Source organism: Rubrivivax gelatinosus (genome assembly GCF_016583785.1).
In the GTDB taxonomy this organism is placed as follows: Bacteria; Pseudomonadota; Gammaproteobacteria; order Burkholderiales; family Burkholderiaceae_C; genus Rubrivivax; species Rubrivivax gelatinosus_B.
On the sequence record NZ_NRRU01000008.1, the window covers coordinates 21,179 to 35,664 of the forward strand.

Genomic DNA, 14,486 nt, shown 5'->3' on the forward strand with positions numbered 1-14,486 from the left:
GTGACGGCAGGGCGTGCCTAGACTGCCCTTCCTATCGGTTCACCGCGGCCCGGCCGCTGTACTCCAGCGCGCCATGGCCGTCCGTCGTTCCGCTTCGCCCCCGCCCAAACCCCGCCGCCGCAGTGCTCAGGCGCAAGCGGCGTTCCGCCAGTCGCTGGTCGACGAGGCCAAACGCCTGCTGATCGAGCACGGGCCGGATGCGGTGACGATCCGCGCCGTGACCGAGCCGCTTGGCGCCTCGCTGATGGCCTTCTACACCTACTTCGACGGCAAACAGGCCCTGCTGCGTGCGGTCTGGGGCGAGTACATGAGCGAACTGCAGCAGGTGCTTCTGGCCGCGGCGCCCGAGGGCACGCCGCCGCTGCAGGCCTTGCGCGCCCATGCCGAAGCCTTCATCGGCTACTGGGAGGCCCATCCGGACCTGTACCGCATCGCCTACCAGCCGGCGCTCAGCGTGGAGTCGACCACCGAGACGGCGCGCACCGATCCGGTTTATTACGAGATGCTGGAGCTCGGCCGCCGCCGTGTCGCCGCCGTCGTCGGCCGCGAGCCGCATGACCACGAGGTGCTGACGCTGGGCGAGTTGCTGTTCACCAAGGGCGTCGGCTATTTGCACACGGTGCTCGTGCTGTCCCGCTATCCGATCGATGACCGCAAGCGCCTGCGCCGCGAGGTCATAGACGACATCGTCGAGACCTTCCGCCGACGGCAGCGGGCCACGGGCTGATCGCGGCAAGCGGCTGGCGGCCATGGGCGCCCAAACCGCCCATAGTAGACTTTGCCCGCGGTATCTCCCGTGCGGCATCCGGCACGCGCGGGCCGCAGCGATTCCCCGTCTTGCCATGTCCCATCTGCCGGCTGTCCCCCTCTTCGACCTCAAAAGCACCGCCTGGCTGCTGACCGCGCTGCGCCTGCACAGCGCCGACGCCGCCGCGCTCGGTGCCGCGCTCGACCAGCGTTTCGCCGACAGCCCCGGCCTCTTCGACGACGAACCGCTGGTCGTCGACCTGAGTCCGCTGCGCGACGGCGAGGCCGTGCCCGACTTCGCGGCGCTGCTGGCGCATCTGGCACGCCACCGCATGCGCGCCGTCGCCGCCCAGGGCGGCAACGCGGCGCAGATGGACGCGGCGCGTGCCGCCGGCCTGCCGCCGGCGACCGAGCCCGAGGTCCGCCACGAGGCCCGCCCCGAGCCCGAGACGCGCGAGGTCGTGCGCGAAGTCGAGGTGATCCGCGAGGTCGAGGTCCCGGTGCCCGCCGCGGCGGCCACGACGCTGATCGTCGACAAGCCGCTGCGCTCGGGCCAGCGCGTCTACGCACGCGGCGGCGACCTGGTCGTGCTCTCGGTCGTCAGCTTCGGCGCCGAGGTCATCGCCGACGGCAGCATCCACGTCTACGCGCCGCTGCGCGGCCGCGCCATCGCCGGCGCACGCGGCGACGCCGACGCCCGCATCTTCAGCACCTGCATGGAGCCGCAGCTGGTTTCGGTGGCCGGCATGTACCGCACCACCGAGACGCCGCTGGCGGACGACGTGCTCGGCAAACCCGCGCAGGTGCGCCTGGAAGGCGAGCGGCTCGTGATCGAGCCGCTGGCCGTGTCCTGAGGGCGCGCCGCGCCTTCTTCATCCCACAGAGGAAACCCAACACGATGAGCCGAATCATTGTCGTCACGTCCGGCAAGGGCGGCGTGGGCAAGACCACCACCAGCGCCAGCTTCGCCTCGGGCCTGGCGCTGCGCGGCCACAAGACCGCGGTGATCGATTTCGACGTCGGCCTGCGCAACCTCGACCTGATCATGGGCTGCGAGCGCCGCGTGGTCTACGACCTGATCAACGTGATCCACGGCGAGGCCAAGCTGCAGCAGGCGCTGATCAAGGACAAGAACTGCGAGAACCTGTTCGTGCTCGCCGCCAGCCAGACGCGCGACAAGGACGCGCTGGTGCAGGACGGCGTCGAACGGGTGCTGGCCGAACTCGCCGAGCTCGGCTTCGACTACGTCATCTGCGACTCGCCGGCGGGCATCGAGACCGGCGCGCTGATGGCGATGCACTTCGCTGACGAAGCGCTGATCGTCACCAACCCCGAGGTCTCGTCGGTGCGCGACAGCGACCGCATCCTGGGCATGCTGTCGTCGAAGACGCGGCGCGCGATCGACGGCAAGGAACCGGTCAAGGAGCACCTGCTGATCACGCGCTACGACCCCGAGCGTGTCGAGGACGGGCAGATGCTGTCGCTCAAGGACGTGCAGGAGATCCTGCGCATCCCGCTGATCGGCGTCGTGCCCGAGAGCGAGGCGGTGCTCAGCGCCAGCAACCAGGGCCTGCCGGCGATCCACCTGAAGGACACCGACGTCGCCGAGGCGTACAAGGACGTGGTCGCGCGCTTTCTCGGCGAGGAGCGCCCGATGCGCTTCACCGACTACCAGAAGCCCGGCTTCTTCAAGCGCCTGTTCGGCGGGAGGTAACACGCGATGTCCTTCCTCTCGTTCTTCCTCGGAGAGAAGAAGCAGACCGCGACGGTCGCCAAGGAGCGGCTGCAGATCATCCTGGCGCACGAGCGCTCGGGGCGCGGCACGCCGCGCGCCGACTACCTGCCCAAGCTGCAGCAGGAACTGATGGCCGTGATCAGCAAGTACGTGAAGATCGCGCCCGAGGACGTGAAGGTCAGCGTCGAACGCCAGGACAACTTCGAGATCCTCGAAGTCAAGATCGAGCTGCCCGACGAGCTGCGCTGAAGCGCGCGGCCGCTGCGGCCGCGTTCAGTCGTCCTGGCGGTCGAGGTCGCGCGCGCGCTTCGGCTTGTCGCCGGCCAGCGGCGGCGGCAGTTCGTCGCCGGCGTGGCGGCGGCGGAACAGCGCCGCACGCGCCAGCACGATGGTCGTCACCGGCGCCGTGATCGACAGCAGCATCACCGTCAGCCAGACGTGCAGCGAGAGCTGGCCTTCACGCGCGGTGAAATGCACGATCGAGGCCGCGACGACGAGCCAGGCCGCCAGCGTCGAGGCCAGCGCCGGCGCGTGCATGCGGGTGAAGAAGTCCTTCAGCCGCCACAGCCCGAGCGCCGAGGTCAGCACCACGCCGCCGCTGGCCAGCAGCAGCAGCGCGACGACGATGTCGCTCCAGGGGGGCATCGTCATTCGATCGCCTCCCCGCGCAGCAGGAACTTGGCCAGCGCCACCGAGCCGACGAAGCCGAACAGCACCATCAGCAGCGCGCCTTCGAAGTACATGCGGCTGTCGTAGCGGATCGCCAGCGCCAGCATCATCAGCATGCCGACGATGTAGATGAAGTCGAGCGCAAGCACGCGGTCCTGCGCGCTCGGGCCGCGCAGCAGCCGCGCCAGCGCGATCGCCATCGCCAGCGCGTACAGCGCCAGCGTGCCGGCGATGGCCCAGGTCAGCAGCGGCGTCATTCGAAGATCTCCTTGAGCGGGCGTTCGTAGCGCTGCTTGAAATGGGCGACGAATTCGGCCTCGCCGGCGAGGTCGAAGACGTGCAGCCGCAGCGCGCTGCGGTCGGGCGCCAGTTCGCACCACACGGTGCCGGGCACGACGGTCGTGATCATCGCCAGCGCCGCCAGCGCGTGCACGTCGCGCAGCTCCAGCGGCACGGTGACGAAGCTGCCGCGCGGCGGCTGCCGCCCCGAACGCAGTACGCCGCGCAAGACGTCCAGCGCCGACTGGACGACGTCGACGCCGACGGCGGCGACCAGCCGCAGCACGACCAGCGGCCGCCGCACCGGCCCAGCCGGCGGGCGCAGCGGCGACATCAGCTTGGGCATCAGCAGCGCCAGCAGCAGGCCCAGCGCCAGCGAGCCGGGCGCCAGCGATGGCCGCAGCAGCAGCCACATCCCGAACAGCCCGATCGACACCAGCGGCGCCGGCAGCCAGCGTTTCATCGTGCCACCTCCACCAGCGGCGCCGGCAGCGGCTGCGCCGCCGTCACCGCGTCGATGTAGCCCTGGGGCGAAAGCAGCGCCTCGGCGGTGGCGCGCGTGTACACGAGCACCGGCTCGCCGCCGACGACGAGCGCCGCCAGCACCGCCAGCAGCGCCGCGATCGGCAGGCCTTCGATGACACGCAGCCGCGGCGCCGGGCGGTCGCCCAGGGTCCAGAAGTGGCGGATGCCGATGCGCACCAGCGCCGTCGCCGCCATCAGCCCCGAGACGATCAGCAGCGCGAACAGCACCCAGGCCGCCAGGTCGCGCCGCGGCAGCAGCGCCGACAGCATCGCCAGCTTGCCGACGAAACCCGACAGCGGCGGCAGCCCCGACAGGCCGATGGCGCAGATGCCGAAGGCGACGCCGACGAAAGCCAGCGCGGCCGGGATCGCGCGGCCGATCAGCACCTCCTCGTCGTCGTCGAGGTTGACGGTGCGCGGCGGCGCGGTGTCGACGAAGTCGGGCAGCACCTCGTCGCCCGGGTCGGCCTGCGGTGGCGCGGTCTCGACCTCGCGCGCACGCTCGAGCAACTCGACCACCAGGAACATCGCCGCGCCGGCCAGCGTCGAGCTCGCCAGGTAGTACAGCGCGCCGCCGGCCAGCGCCGTCTCGTGCAGCCCGATCGCCGCGATCAGCGTGCCCGACGAAGCGATGACGCTGTAGCCCGCCAGCCGCCCCGGCTGCTGCGAAGCCAGCATGCCGACCGAGCCGTAGGCCAGCGTCGCGATGCCGCCCCAGGCCAGCAGGTCGCCGCCGTAGAAGGCCGAGGCGCCGGCGCTCTCGGGGAAACACAGCGTCCACAGCCGCAGCACCGCGTAGACGCCGACCTTGGTCAGGATCGCGAACACCGCCGCCGACGGCGCGCCGGCCGCGGCATAAGCCGGCGGCAGCCAGAAGTTCAGCGGCCACAGCGCCGCCTTGGCGAAAAAGGCCACGCCGAGGATGGACGCGCCCGCCAGCAGCAGGCCGCGGTCGGAGTCCGCCACCAGCGCCAGCTTGCGCGCGATGTCGGCCATGTTCAGCGTGCCGGTGACGCCGTAGAGCACCGCCACGCCGATCAGGAACAGCAGCGAGGCGACGAGGTTGATCGCGATGTAGTGCAGCCCGGCGCGCACCCGCTCGGGCCCGCCGCCGTGCAGCAGCAGCGCGTAGCTGGCCGCCAGCAGCACCTCGAAGAAAACGAAGAGATTGAACAGGTCGGCGGTCAGGAACACGCCGTACAGCCCCATCAGCTGGAGCTGGAACAGCACGTGGAAATAGACCCCGGCCCGGTGCCAGCGTGCCAGTGCGAACAGCAGCGCGCCGAGCGCGACGCAGCCGGTCAGCACCATCATCAGCGCCGAGAGCCGGTCGACGACGAGCACGATGCCGTAGGGCACCGGCCAGTTGCCCGGCAGGTAGACCGAGTAGACCGCCGGTGCGTCCTGGGTGTTAACGCCTTGCAGCAGCAGCAGCGCGATCACGAGCCCGGCGCCGGTCGACAGCGTGTTGAACACCGCCTTGATGCCGCGGCGCTGCTCGCCCAGCAGCAGCATCGCCGCGGCCGTGAACAGCGGCAGCAGCACCGGGGCGGCGATCCAGTCGGGAGCCAGCGTCATGGCTGCTCCTCTTCCTGGCCGTCGACGTGGTCGCCGCCGGACAGCCCGCGCAGCGCCAGCAGCACGACGAGGAACAGCGCCGTCGTCGCGAAGCCGATGACGATGGCCGTCAGCACCAGCGACTGCGGCAGCGGGTCGGTGTAGTTCAGCAGGTCGGGCGCGACGCCGGGCACGACGATGGGCTCGCGGTCGACCGCCAGGCTGCCGACGCTGAAGATGAACAGGTTGACCGCGTAGGACAGCAGCGACAGCCCGACCAGCACCTGGAAGGTCCGCGGCCTGAGGATCAGCCAGACGCCGGCCCCGGTGAGCACGCCGATCGCGAGCGAGACCACGACTTCCATCAGGCCTCCCCTGCGCGTTCGGCGACGGGGCGGCGCTGTGCGCGCAGCGACTGGTGGGCGATGGCCGTCAGCAGCAGCAGCGTCGAGCCGACGACGACGGCGAACACGCCCAGGTCGAACAGCGCCGCGCTCGGCAGGTGCAGCGTGCCCAGCAGCGGCACGGCGACGTGCGCGGTGTGCGTCGTCAGGAAGGGATAGCCGAAAGCCAGCGAGCCCAGGCCGGTCGCGAGCGCGACCAGCAGCCCGAAGGCGATCCAGCGCGGGGGTTTGAGCACCATGCGTTCTTCGACCCAGCGTGTGCCCGAAACCATGTACTGGGCGATGAAGGCGATCGAGACCACGAGCCCGGCGACGAAGCCGCCGCCGGGTTCGTCGTGGCCACGCAGGAACAGGTGGGCGGCGAAGATCCCGGCCACCGGCAGCAGCAGCCGCACCAGCACCGCCGGCACTTCCAGATAGCTCTGCGCCGCCAGCGGCGAGTCGGCGTGTTCGGCCAGGTCGCTGGGGCCGTCGGGTGCCACCAGCTGCTGCTGCGTCGGCCGGTGGATCACCTCGCGCGGCGGGCGGAAGCGCCGCAGCAGCGCGTAGACCGTGATGCCGACGATGCCCAGCACCGTGATCTCGCCCAGCGTGTCGAAGGCGCGGAAGTCGACCAGCATCACGTTGACGACGTTGGTGCCGCCGCCCAGCGGCAACGCGTTCTCGAGGAAGTAGGGCGAGATGCTGAGCGGCGCGTGCCGCGTCAGCAGCGCGAACGACAGCGCCGCCAGCCCCGCGCCCAGTGCCAGCGCGATGAAGAAGTCGCGCCGCCGGCGCCAGCGGGCGCGCGCGTCGCTGCGCGGGTCGTCGGGCACCGTGCGTTTGGGCAGCCAGCGCAGGCCGAGCAGGAAGAGCACGACGGTGACCACCTCGACTGCCAGCTGTGTCAGCGCCAGGTCGGGCGCCGAGAACCAGGCGAAGGTGATGCACAGCGCCAGCCCGACGACGCCCAGCATCGTCAGCGCCGCCAGCCGGTGGTACTTGGCCTGCCAGGCGGCGCCGACGGCGCTGGCCGCGCCGACGGCCCAGAGCAGCACGAAACCCGGCGCCCCCGGCATGCGCGCGCGCTCGCCCCATTCCAGCGGCACGACCAGCGCCGAGGCCGCGCCGGTGAGCCCGGCGGCAGCGACGATGGCCAGCAGCTGCGGCTGCAGCCGGCGCGTGCCCAGCAGCCGCAGCGTGCGCCGCGACCAGGCCGTGACCTGGGCCAGCGCGTGGTGGAAGACACGCCGGCCGTCGTAGCGCCCGACCAGCGGCGCGCCGCCGCGTGGCCGGCGCTTGAAGGCCCGGGCGTAGGACAGATAGACGACGATGCCGCCGGCCATCGCCACCGCGCTCATGATCAGCGGCGTGTTCAGCCCGTGCCACAGCGCCAGGCTGTAAACCGGCAGCGTGCCGCCGACGACCGGGCGTGCCGCGGTCTCCAGCAGCGGGCCGATGACCAGCGCCGGCAGCGTGCCGACCGCGATGCAGGCCAGCACCAGCAGCTCCACCGGCACGCGCATCCAGCGCACCGGCTCGTGCGGCTCGCGCGGCAGCTCGCGTGCTTCGGGGCCGAAGAAGACGTCGTGGCCGAAACGCAGCGAATAGACCACCGCGAACACCCCGGCCAGCGTCGCCGCCAGCGGCAGCACGATCTGCACCACCGGGTTGGCGCCGACGAACACCGTCTCGGCGAAGAACATCTCCTTGGACAGGAAGCCGTTGAGCAGCGGCACCCCGGCCATCGCGGCGCAGGCGACGATGGCCAGCGTGCCCGTCACCGGCATGTGCCGGAACAGGCCGTCGAGGCGGCGCATGTCGCGGGTGCCGGTCTCGTGGTCGATGATGCCCACCGACATGAACAGCGAGGCCTTGAAGGTCGCGTGGTTCATCATGTGGAACACCGCCGCCACCGCCGCCACCGGGCTGTCCAGCCCCAGCAGCAGCGTGATCAGCCCGAGGTGGCTGATGGTCGAATACGCCAGCAGCCCTTTCAGGTCGTTCTGGAACATCGCCGCCCAGGCGCCCAGCAGCAGCGTCGCCAGGCCCGTGCCGCCGACGATCCAGAACCAGGGCTCGGTGCCCGACAGCACCGGCCACAGCCGCGCCAGCAGGAAGACCCCGGCCTTGACCATGGTCGCCGAGTGCAGGTAGGCCGACACCGGCGTCGGCGCCGCCATCGCGTGCGGCAGCCAGAAGTGGAACGGGAACTGCGCGCTCTTGGTCAGCGCGCCGAGCAGCACCAGGCCCAGGATCCACGGATACAGCCGGTGCGCACGCACCGTGTCGCCGGCGGCGAGCACGGCGTCGAGTTCGTAGCTGCCGACCACGTGGCCCAGCAGCAGCACGCCGGCCAGCAGCGCCAGGCCGCCGCTGGCGGTGACGGTGAAGGCCATGCGCGCGCCGCGGCGCGCGTCGCGGCGGTGCGTCCAGTAGCCGATCAGCAGGAAGGAGAAGACGCTGGTCAGCTCCCAGAAGATCACCAGCTGCAGCAGGTTGCCCGAGACGACGACGCCCAGCATCGCGCCCATGAAGCCCAGCAGCAGCGAATAAAAACGCGCCGCCGGGTCTTCGGGCGACAGGTAGTAGCGCGCGTAGACGATGACCAGCAGCCCCATGCCCGCGACCAGCATCGCGAACATCCAGGCGAAGCCGTCCAGGCGCACCACCACGTCCAGCCCCAGGCTGGGCAGCCAGGTCAGGCGTTCGACGACCACTCCACCGGCGGCGACCTCGGGATACAGCAGCGCCAGCGGCACCGCGACCGCAAGCGCGACCGCCGCGGCCCAGACCGAATCGAGGTTGCGCGCGGTCGTCGGCAACAGCGCGGCGACCGCGCTGCCGATGAACGGCAATACGAGCAGAAGCAGAAGGGACATCGAGGCCCGAGTCTAGTGGCGAAAGACCGCCGGCCCGCGATGCGCGCCGAAAAACGCCGCAGATTCAAGGACTTGCGAGAAGTTCCGTGAGTTTGGGCGAAGGTCGGCGGTGCTTGCCGCGCATCAAGCGAAAGAGCCCGCGGTGGCCGGGGCGGCGCAGGGGCTTCAGACAATCCCGAGATCGGCGCCGGCCGCGCCGCAGCCCAGGAGGACGCCCGTGCCACAGCCCGCATCCTTGCTCGCCGCCACCGACTTCTCGCCCCAGGCGCGCCAGGCCGGAGAACGCGCCGCGCGCCTGGCGCGCGAGACCGGCGCGCCGCTGGCGCTGGTGCACGTGCTGCCCGGCGACACGCTGGCGGCGCTGCGCGACTGGCTGGGCGCCGGCACCCAGCCCGAACAGGCGATGCACGACGAAGCCGCGGCCGCGCTGGCGCAGCAGGCTGCCACGCTGCAGGCAGGGCGCCACGTGGTGCCCGACGCCGTCTGCGCCAGCGGCGCGGTGCTCGACGAGATCCTGCGCGAGGCCGGGCAACGCCGGGCGGCGCTGCTGGTGCTGGGTGCCAGCGGCACCGGCTTTCTGCGCCGGCTGGTGCCGGGCAGCACCGCCGAGCGCCTGATGCGGCGCAGCACGCTGCCGCTGCTGGTCGTGCGCCAGCCGCCGCACGAGCCTTACCGGCGGGCGCTGGTGGCGGTCGACTTCTCGCCCTGGTCGCAGCCGGCGGTGGCGCTGGCGCACCGCTTCGCGCCGCATGCGCAGCTGGTGCTGCTGGCGGTCTACGAAGTGCCGTTCGGCGAGAAGCTGCGCTACGCCGGCGTGGACGAAGCCACCGTCGAGCGTTACCGCGAGCAGGCGCGCGCCGACGCCGCACACCGGCTGCAGGCGCTGGCCGATGCCTGCGGCCTGCGCCCGGCGCAGTGGCGGCCCTGCATCGTCGAAGGCAATGCCTCGCTGCGCATCGTCGAGCAGGAGCAGGAGCTGGGCTGCGACCTCGTCGTGCTCGGCAAACACGGCCGCGCGGCGAGCGTCGACCTGCTGCTGGGCAGCACGACGCGGCACGTGCTGGCCGAAGGGGCCGTGGACGTGCTGGTGTCCACGGCGCGCGACTGAACCTGGCGGCCACCCCGCGCCGTTCAGACGTTCACGCAAAATCTCGCAAAATAATCCGCAACATCGTGCGATATTCATAGGTGAAATGGAACACCAGAAATCTCGCAGATGAAGTCGCAAGAAATCGATCGCGACGACGCGCTACAGCAATTCGAACCGCTGATGCCGTCGGCGTCGAAGCTCGAACCTTTGCTCGAGCAGGCGAGCGACCTCGTGCGCGAGGCGGCGGTGCTCGGCGCATCGGCCGCTCCGGCGGCGCGCAGCGAACTGCGTGCGTTGCTGCGCAGCATGAATTCGTACTACACGAACCGCATCGAAGGCGAGCAAACCCGCCCGTCGGAGATCGAGCGTGCGCTGCTGCAGGACTACTCCGGCGATGCCGACCTCGCTCGCCGCCAGCGCCTGGCGGTGGCCCACATCGAGACCGAGCAGCAGTGCGAAGACCGGCTCGACGGCCTGCTCGCCGAAAGCCGTGAAGCGGCGCCTCGCTGGCTGTATTCCGCGGAGTGTGTCCAGTGGCTGCACGAGCGCCTGTTCTCGGGGCTGGGCGAACAAGACCTGCGTCTGGCTGACGGCTCGCTGATGGTCCCCGGCCGGTTCCGCGAGCGCCAGGTCGCCGTGGGACGGCACGAAGCGCCGCTGCACACCACGCTGGACGCCTTCGTGAGCCGCTGGGCGCAGGTTTACGGCAGCGTGCGCCGCGGCGAAGCCAGCGTCGTCGCGGCCATGGCCTCGCATCACCGTCTGGCCTGGGCCCACCCTTTCGCCGACGGCAATGGCCGGGTCTGCCGTCTGCACACCCATCTGGTGTTGCACGCCGCCGGGCTGACGCACGGCCTGTGGTCGCCGCTGCGCGGCTTCGCGCGCAGCCAGCCCCGCTACAAACAACTGCTGCAGGCCGCCGACGAGCACCGCCAAGGTGACCTGGACGGGCGCGGCAATCTCACCGAAGCCGGTTTCGTCGCCTGGATCGGCTACGCGCTGGAGACCTGCCTGGATCAGGCGCGCTTCATGCGCCAGATGCTGGACGTCGCCGACATCCAGGGCCGCATCGACGCCGCGCTGAGCTTCGAGCAGTCGGCGCGCCAGTCCGGCGTGCGGCGCGAGGCGCTGCGGCCTCTGCATTACCTGTTTGCCACCCAGACCGAACTGGCGCGTGCCGACTTCAAGGCGATGACCGGCTTGGGCGACCGGCTGGCGACCGGGCTGGTGTCAGCGCTGATCGGCCGCGGTTTCCTGCGGTCGGACACGCCGTACGGCAAGCTGCGCTTCGCCGTCCCGCAGCACGCGCTGCGTTTCTACTTCCCGAACCTCTGGCCGGAAGCCGAGGCCGAGGTCTGAGCGGGTTGCCTCCGGTTTGCGCCAACCCGGGGCGCGCATGACCTTGCTCAAGCTAGAGTCGGTGTTTTCGTCCGACTCCGAGAGCGCATGAGCACGACCGAACTGCCGCCCGTCCCCACCTGGACCGCCGTCGCCGGCTATGGCGACATCGTCTACGAGAAGTGCGACGAGGGCATCGCCAAGATCACGATCAACCGCCCCGAGGTGCGCAACGCCTTCCGCCCGGAGACGGTGCAGGAGATGGAGCGTGCCTTCGGCGACGCGCGCGACGACGAGAACGTCGGCGTCATCATCCTCACCGGTGCCGGCAAGGACGCCTTCTGCTCCGGCGGCGACCAGCGCGTGCGCGGCCACGGCGGTTATGTCGGCGGCGACGGTGTGCCGCGCCTGAACGTGCTGGACCTGCAGCGCCAGATCCGCACGCTGCCCAAACCCGTCGTCGCGATGGTGGCCGGCTACGCGATCGGCGGCGGCCACGTGCTGCACATGATTTGCGACCTGACGATCGCCGCCGACAACGCGCGTTTCGGCCAGACCGGCCCGCGTGTCGGCAGCTTCGACGGCGGCTACGGCGCCAGCTACATGGCGCGCATCGTCGGCCAGAAGAAGGCGCGCGAGATCTGGTTCCTGTGCCGCCAGTACGGCGCGCAGGAGGCGCTGGACATGGGCCTGGTGAACTGCGTCGTGCCTTACGAGCGGCTGGAAGAAGAGACCGTGCAGTGGTGCCGCGAAATGCTGGCCAACAGCCCGATCGCGCTGCGCTGCCTGAAGGCGGCGCTGAACGCCGACTGCGACGGCCAGGCCGGGCTGCAGGAGCTGGCCGGCAACGCCACGCTGCTGTACTACCTCTCCGAAGAAGGCAAGGAAGGCAAGAACGCCTTCCTGGAAAAGCGCAAGCCCGACTTCCGCAAGTTCCCGCGCCTGCCGTGAGCGCCGGCGCGCTGTCGATCCGCGCCGCCGCGCGCGACGCGGGCGCTGCGCCGGCCGTCGTCGACGGCGACGGCCGCATCTGGACCTATGCCGAACTGGCCGCCGCCGTCGAGCCGCGGCTGGCCGGGCTGCAAGGTGGCGCCCGGCCCGGCCAGGCGTTGCCGGTCGTCGGCCACAACACGCTGGACACGCTGCTGCAGCTGTACGCGCTGTTCGAGCTGGGCCTGCCGGCGCTGCTGCTGCACCCGCGTGCGACGGTGGCCGAACACGCCGCCGAGACCGCCGTGGCGGCCGCCGCCGGGCCGCTGCCGGACGGCGCGGCCGCGGTGCTGTTCACCTCGGGCACGACGGGGCGCGCACGCGGCGCGGTGCTGACGCGTGCGGCCTTCGCCGCGTCGGCCGCGGCGCACGCCGCCAATGTCGGCTGGATGCCGGGCGACCGCTGGCTGCTGGCGATGCCGGTGGCCCGCATCGGCGGGCTGTCCATCGTCACGCGCTGCCTGGCGGCACGCGCGACGCTGGTGCTGGCGCCACGTTTCGATGCAGGCGCGCTGCCGGGGCTGATCGTGCGCGAACGCATCACGCTGCTGTCGCTGGTGCCGACGATGCTGACGCTGACGCTGGACGCCAACCCCGGCTGGACCGCGCCGCCGCACTTGCGCACGCTGCTGCTGGGCGGCTCGGCGGCCTCGCCGCGGCTGTTCGCCCGGGCGCGCGCGGCGCAGTTGCCGGTCGTCGTCACCTATGGCTGCACCGAGACCTGCTCGCAGGTCGTCGCCACGCCCTACGAAGCGCGTTTCGACCCCGCGCCCTGGGGCTGCGGCACGGTGCTGCCCGGCGCCGAACTGCGCGCCGACGGCGAGCGCCTGCAGGTGCGCGGCGCGATGCGCATGCACGGCTACCTGGGCGAGCCGGCGCTGGACCCCGAGGCATGGTTCGACACCGGCGACCACGGTTGCGTGCATCCGGACGGGCATGTCGAACTGTTCGGCCGCCGCCACGACCTGATCGTCAGCGGCGGCGAAAACGTCTATCCGGCCGAGGTGGAGCGCGTGCTCGAAGCGCTGCCCGGCATTGCCGCTGCGGCGGTGTTCGGTGTGGCCGACGAGACCTGGGGGCAGACGGTCGCCGCGGCGCTGGTGGCCGTCGGGCGCAGGCCGGACGATGCGGTGATCGTCGCCCATCTGGCGGCTCAGTTGGCGCGGCACAAGCGGCCGCGTTCGGTTGTGTGGGTGGACGCGCTGCCGGTCACGTCGGCGGGCAAGCCGGACCGGGCGGCTGTGGCGGGCCTGGCGCCTGAGCTCAGGGCGCTGAAGGGCTAGCGGACGGGTGGTGCCGTTGCTCGCGCCGGGGCGGGCACCTGACCGACGCCGTCGGTGACGGCTGCGCGCGGGCAACGAGGCCCGGCGCAGCGGCCCATCACCCAAGGTCTCTAGCGCATCGCGAACGAGACCGACCGGATCTGCTGCGCGAAGATCTGGGCGCTTTCGAACTGCGGGTCAGCCTGGCCCTGCGCCTCGACGATCGCCCGCAGCACGACGTCGCAGCGGGCCACCGCGCCACGCGGATGGGTGGTGCTGAAGCTGAGCCCGTCCACCGCCGCGCCGATATCCAGCGAGTAGGACACACCGGTTGAATCGGCGCTGGCGCTGCCGGGCACCACCTTCAACCCGGGCGTGCCCGACGCCGTGTTGCCGTTGACGTCGGTGCAGTTGAAGGTCGTCGTTTCGTGCTTCGTGGCCGGCGCCGTGGCGGTCAGTCTGACGGGCAGCGTGCGCGCGGTGATGGCCAGCGTCGTGCCCGACGCGGGGCTCGTGATCTTGAACGGCGCCGGCAGCTCCACCGAGGAGACCAGCGTCGTGCTGCCGCGGATGAACTGAAACTGCATCGGCGCCGCGCCCGATGGCGGATCCACCTCGGACAGATACGGCTTGGCGCCGGCGATGAGCGTGAACAGCGCGTCGCCAATGACGGTGGTCACGTCGCCCGCCGGGATATGAAAGCCCTGCGTCCCTTTGGGCGTGACCAGGCGCAGGCTGTCGCTGCCGTCGATCTCGACGTTGAAGCGCAGATCGCTGCCGCTGCTGAAACCGGCCTGGGCCTGCACGCGTTTGCCGTCACCGACGACCACGAACGACGGCCGGAGTTTGTTCGAGGCCAGCGTACTGGAGGATTTGCAGCCCGTCGCGCAGATGAGGCGGCCCGCCTCGCCGTTGTCGTCCTGGGTGCCGCCCCCGCAGGCCGCGAGGGTGCAAAGCAGTGCCGCTCCGGCCAATGTGCGAATGGATAGCGCTTTCGTCGATTCGGGCATCTTGGCAACTTTCATTATT

At 71.1% G+C, this 14,486-nt stretch carries 15 protein-coding genes; 8 read left to right on the forward strand and 7 right to left on the reverse strand.

The genetic code is table 11. The annotated features are described in order from the left end of the window. The first annotated feature begins 73 nt into the window (after nucleotides 1-73). The 4 genes from CKO43_RS03610 (at nucleotide 74) to minE (ending at nucleotide 2,731) form a co-directional block, all read left to right on the forward strand. The gene (locus tag CKO43_RS03610) at nucleotides 74-727 is read left to right on the forward strand and encodes a TetR/AcrR family transcriptional regulator (RefSeq protein WP_200377851.1); all 654 of its coding nucleotides are present in this window, start codon (nucleotides 74-76) and stop codon (nucleotides 725-727) included. A gap of 115 nt (nucleotides 728-842) precedes the next feature. Then, complete coding sequence (gene minC, locus CKO43_RS03615) at nucleotides 843-1,601, forward strand: septum site-determining protein MinC (protein WP_200377852.1); 759 nt, start codon at nucleotides 843-845, stop codon at nucleotides 1,599-1,601. A 44-nt stretch (nucleotides 1,602-1,645) separates the two neighbouring features. Further along, nucleotides 1,646-2,461, forward strand: a complete 816-nt coding sequence (gene minD / locus CKO43_RS03620; protein ID WP_200229882.1) for a septum site-determining protein MinD — start codon at nucleotides 1,646-1,648, stop codon at nucleotides 2,459-2,461. A 6-nt stretch (nucleotides 2,462-2,467) separates the two neighbouring features. Next, entirely contained in the window at nucleotides 2,468-2,731 is a 264-nt protein-coding gene (minE, locus tag CKO43_RS03625; RefSeq protein ID WP_200229881.1) for a cell division topological specificity factor MinE, read from the forward strand. Between the two features lie 24 nt (nucleotides 2,732-2,755). Here minE and mnhG read toward each other — a convergent pair whose 3' ends face one another. The 6 genes from mnhG to CKO43_RS03655 are packed head-to-tail and all read right to left on the reverse strand — an operon-like array spanning nucleotide 2,756 to nucleotide 8,777. Next, nucleotides 2,756-3,133: a monovalent cation/H(+) antiporter subunit G gene (mnhG, locus tag CKO43_RS03630; protein WP_200229880.1), complete on the reverse strand. Its 378-nt coding sequence runs from the start codon at nucleotides 3,131-3,133 to the stop codon at nucleotides 2,756-2,758. Beyond that, nucleotides 3,130-3,408 (reverse strand): K+/H+ antiporter subunit F, encoded by a 279-nt coding sequence (locus tag CKO43_RS03635; RefSeq protein ID WP_200229879.1) that lies wholly within the window; start codon nucleotides 3,406-3,408, stop codon nucleotides 3,130-3,132. Before CKO43_RS03635 ends, mnhG begins: the two co-directional genes overlap by 4 nt. After that, a complete protein-coding gene (locus CKO43_RS03640) occupies nucleotides 3,405-3,893 on the reverse strand; it encodes a Na+/H+ antiporter subunit E (protein ID WP_200229878.1) in 489 nt (162 codons plus the stop codon). The genes CKO43_RS03635 and CKO43_RS03640 overlap by 4 nt, the downstream gene beginning before the upstream one ends. After that, the gene (locus CKO43_RS03645) at nucleotides 3,890-5,533 is read right to left on the reverse strand and encodes a monovalent cation/H+ antiporter subunit D (RefSeq protein WP_200377853.1); all 1,644 of its coding nucleotides are present in this window, start codon (nucleotides 5,531-5,533) and stop codon (nucleotides 3,890-3,892) included. Before CKO43_RS03645 ends, CKO43_RS03640 begins: the two co-directional genes overlap by 4 nt. Then, nucleotides 5,530-5,877 (reverse strand): Na+/H+ antiporter subunit C, encoded by a 348-nt coding sequence (locus CKO43_RS03650; protein WP_200229874.1) that lies wholly within the window; start codon nucleotides 5,875-5,877, stop codon nucleotides 5,530-5,532. The genes CKO43_RS03645 and CKO43_RS03650 overlap by 4 nt, the downstream gene beginning before the upstream one ends. Beyond that, a complete protein-coding gene (locus CKO43_RS03655) occupies nucleotides 5,877-8,777 on the reverse strand; it encodes a monovalent cation/H+ antiporter subunit A (RefSeq protein WP_200229872.1) in 2,901 nt (966 codons plus the stop codon). Before CKO43_RS03655 ends, CKO43_RS03650 begins: the two co-directional genes overlap by 1 nt. 217 nt (nucleotides 8,778-8,994) lie before the next feature. Between CKO43_RS03655 and CKO43_RS03660 the strand changes: the two genes are divergently transcribed. The 4 genes from CKO43_RS03660 to CKO43_RS03675 all read left to right on the forward strand — a co-directional run bounded on the left by CKO43_RS03660 (nucleotide 8,995) and on the right by CKO43_RS03675 (nucleotide 13,478). Then, nucleotides 8,995-9,885, forward strand: coding sequence for a universal stress protein (locus CKO43_RS03660; RefSeq protein ID WP_200377854.1), 891 nt, complete (start codon nucleotides 8,995-8,997; stop codon nucleotides 9,883-9,885). A gap of 108 nt (nucleotides 9,886-9,993) precedes the next feature. Then, nucleotides 9,994-11,226: a Fic family protein gene (locus tag CKO43_RS03665; RefSeq protein ID WP_200377855.1), complete on the forward strand. Its 1,233-nt coding sequence runs from the start codon at nucleotides 9,994-9,996 to the stop codon at nucleotides 11,224-11,226. Between the two features lie 87 nt (nucleotides 11,227-11,313). Beyond that, nucleotides 11,314-12,156 (forward strand): 1,4-dihydroxy-2-naphthoyl-CoA synthase, encoded by an 843-nt coding sequence (gene menB, locus CKO43_RS03670; RefSeq protein ID WP_200229866.1) that lies wholly within the window; start codon nucleotides 11,314-11,316, stop codon nucleotides 12,154-12,156. Next, the gene (locus CKO43_RS03675) at nucleotides 12,153-13,478 is read left to right on the forward strand and encodes an AMP-binding protein (protein ID WP_200377856.1); all 1,326 of its coding nucleotides are present in this window, start codon (nucleotides 12,153-12,155) and stop codon (nucleotides 13,476-13,478) included. The genes menB and CKO43_RS03675 overlap by 4 nt, the downstream gene beginning before the upstream one ends. Nucleotides 13,479-13,588: 110 nt before the next feature. On the opposite strand, the gene CKO43_RS03680 is transcribed toward CKO43_RS03675, so the two are convergent. Beyond that, nucleotides 13,589-14,482, reverse strand: coding sequence for a hypothetical protein (locus tag CKO43_RS03680; protein ID WP_200377857.1), 894 nt, complete (start codon nucleotides 14,480-14,482; stop codon nucleotides 13,589-13,591). Nucleotides 14,483-14,486 lie beyond the last annotated feature (4 nt).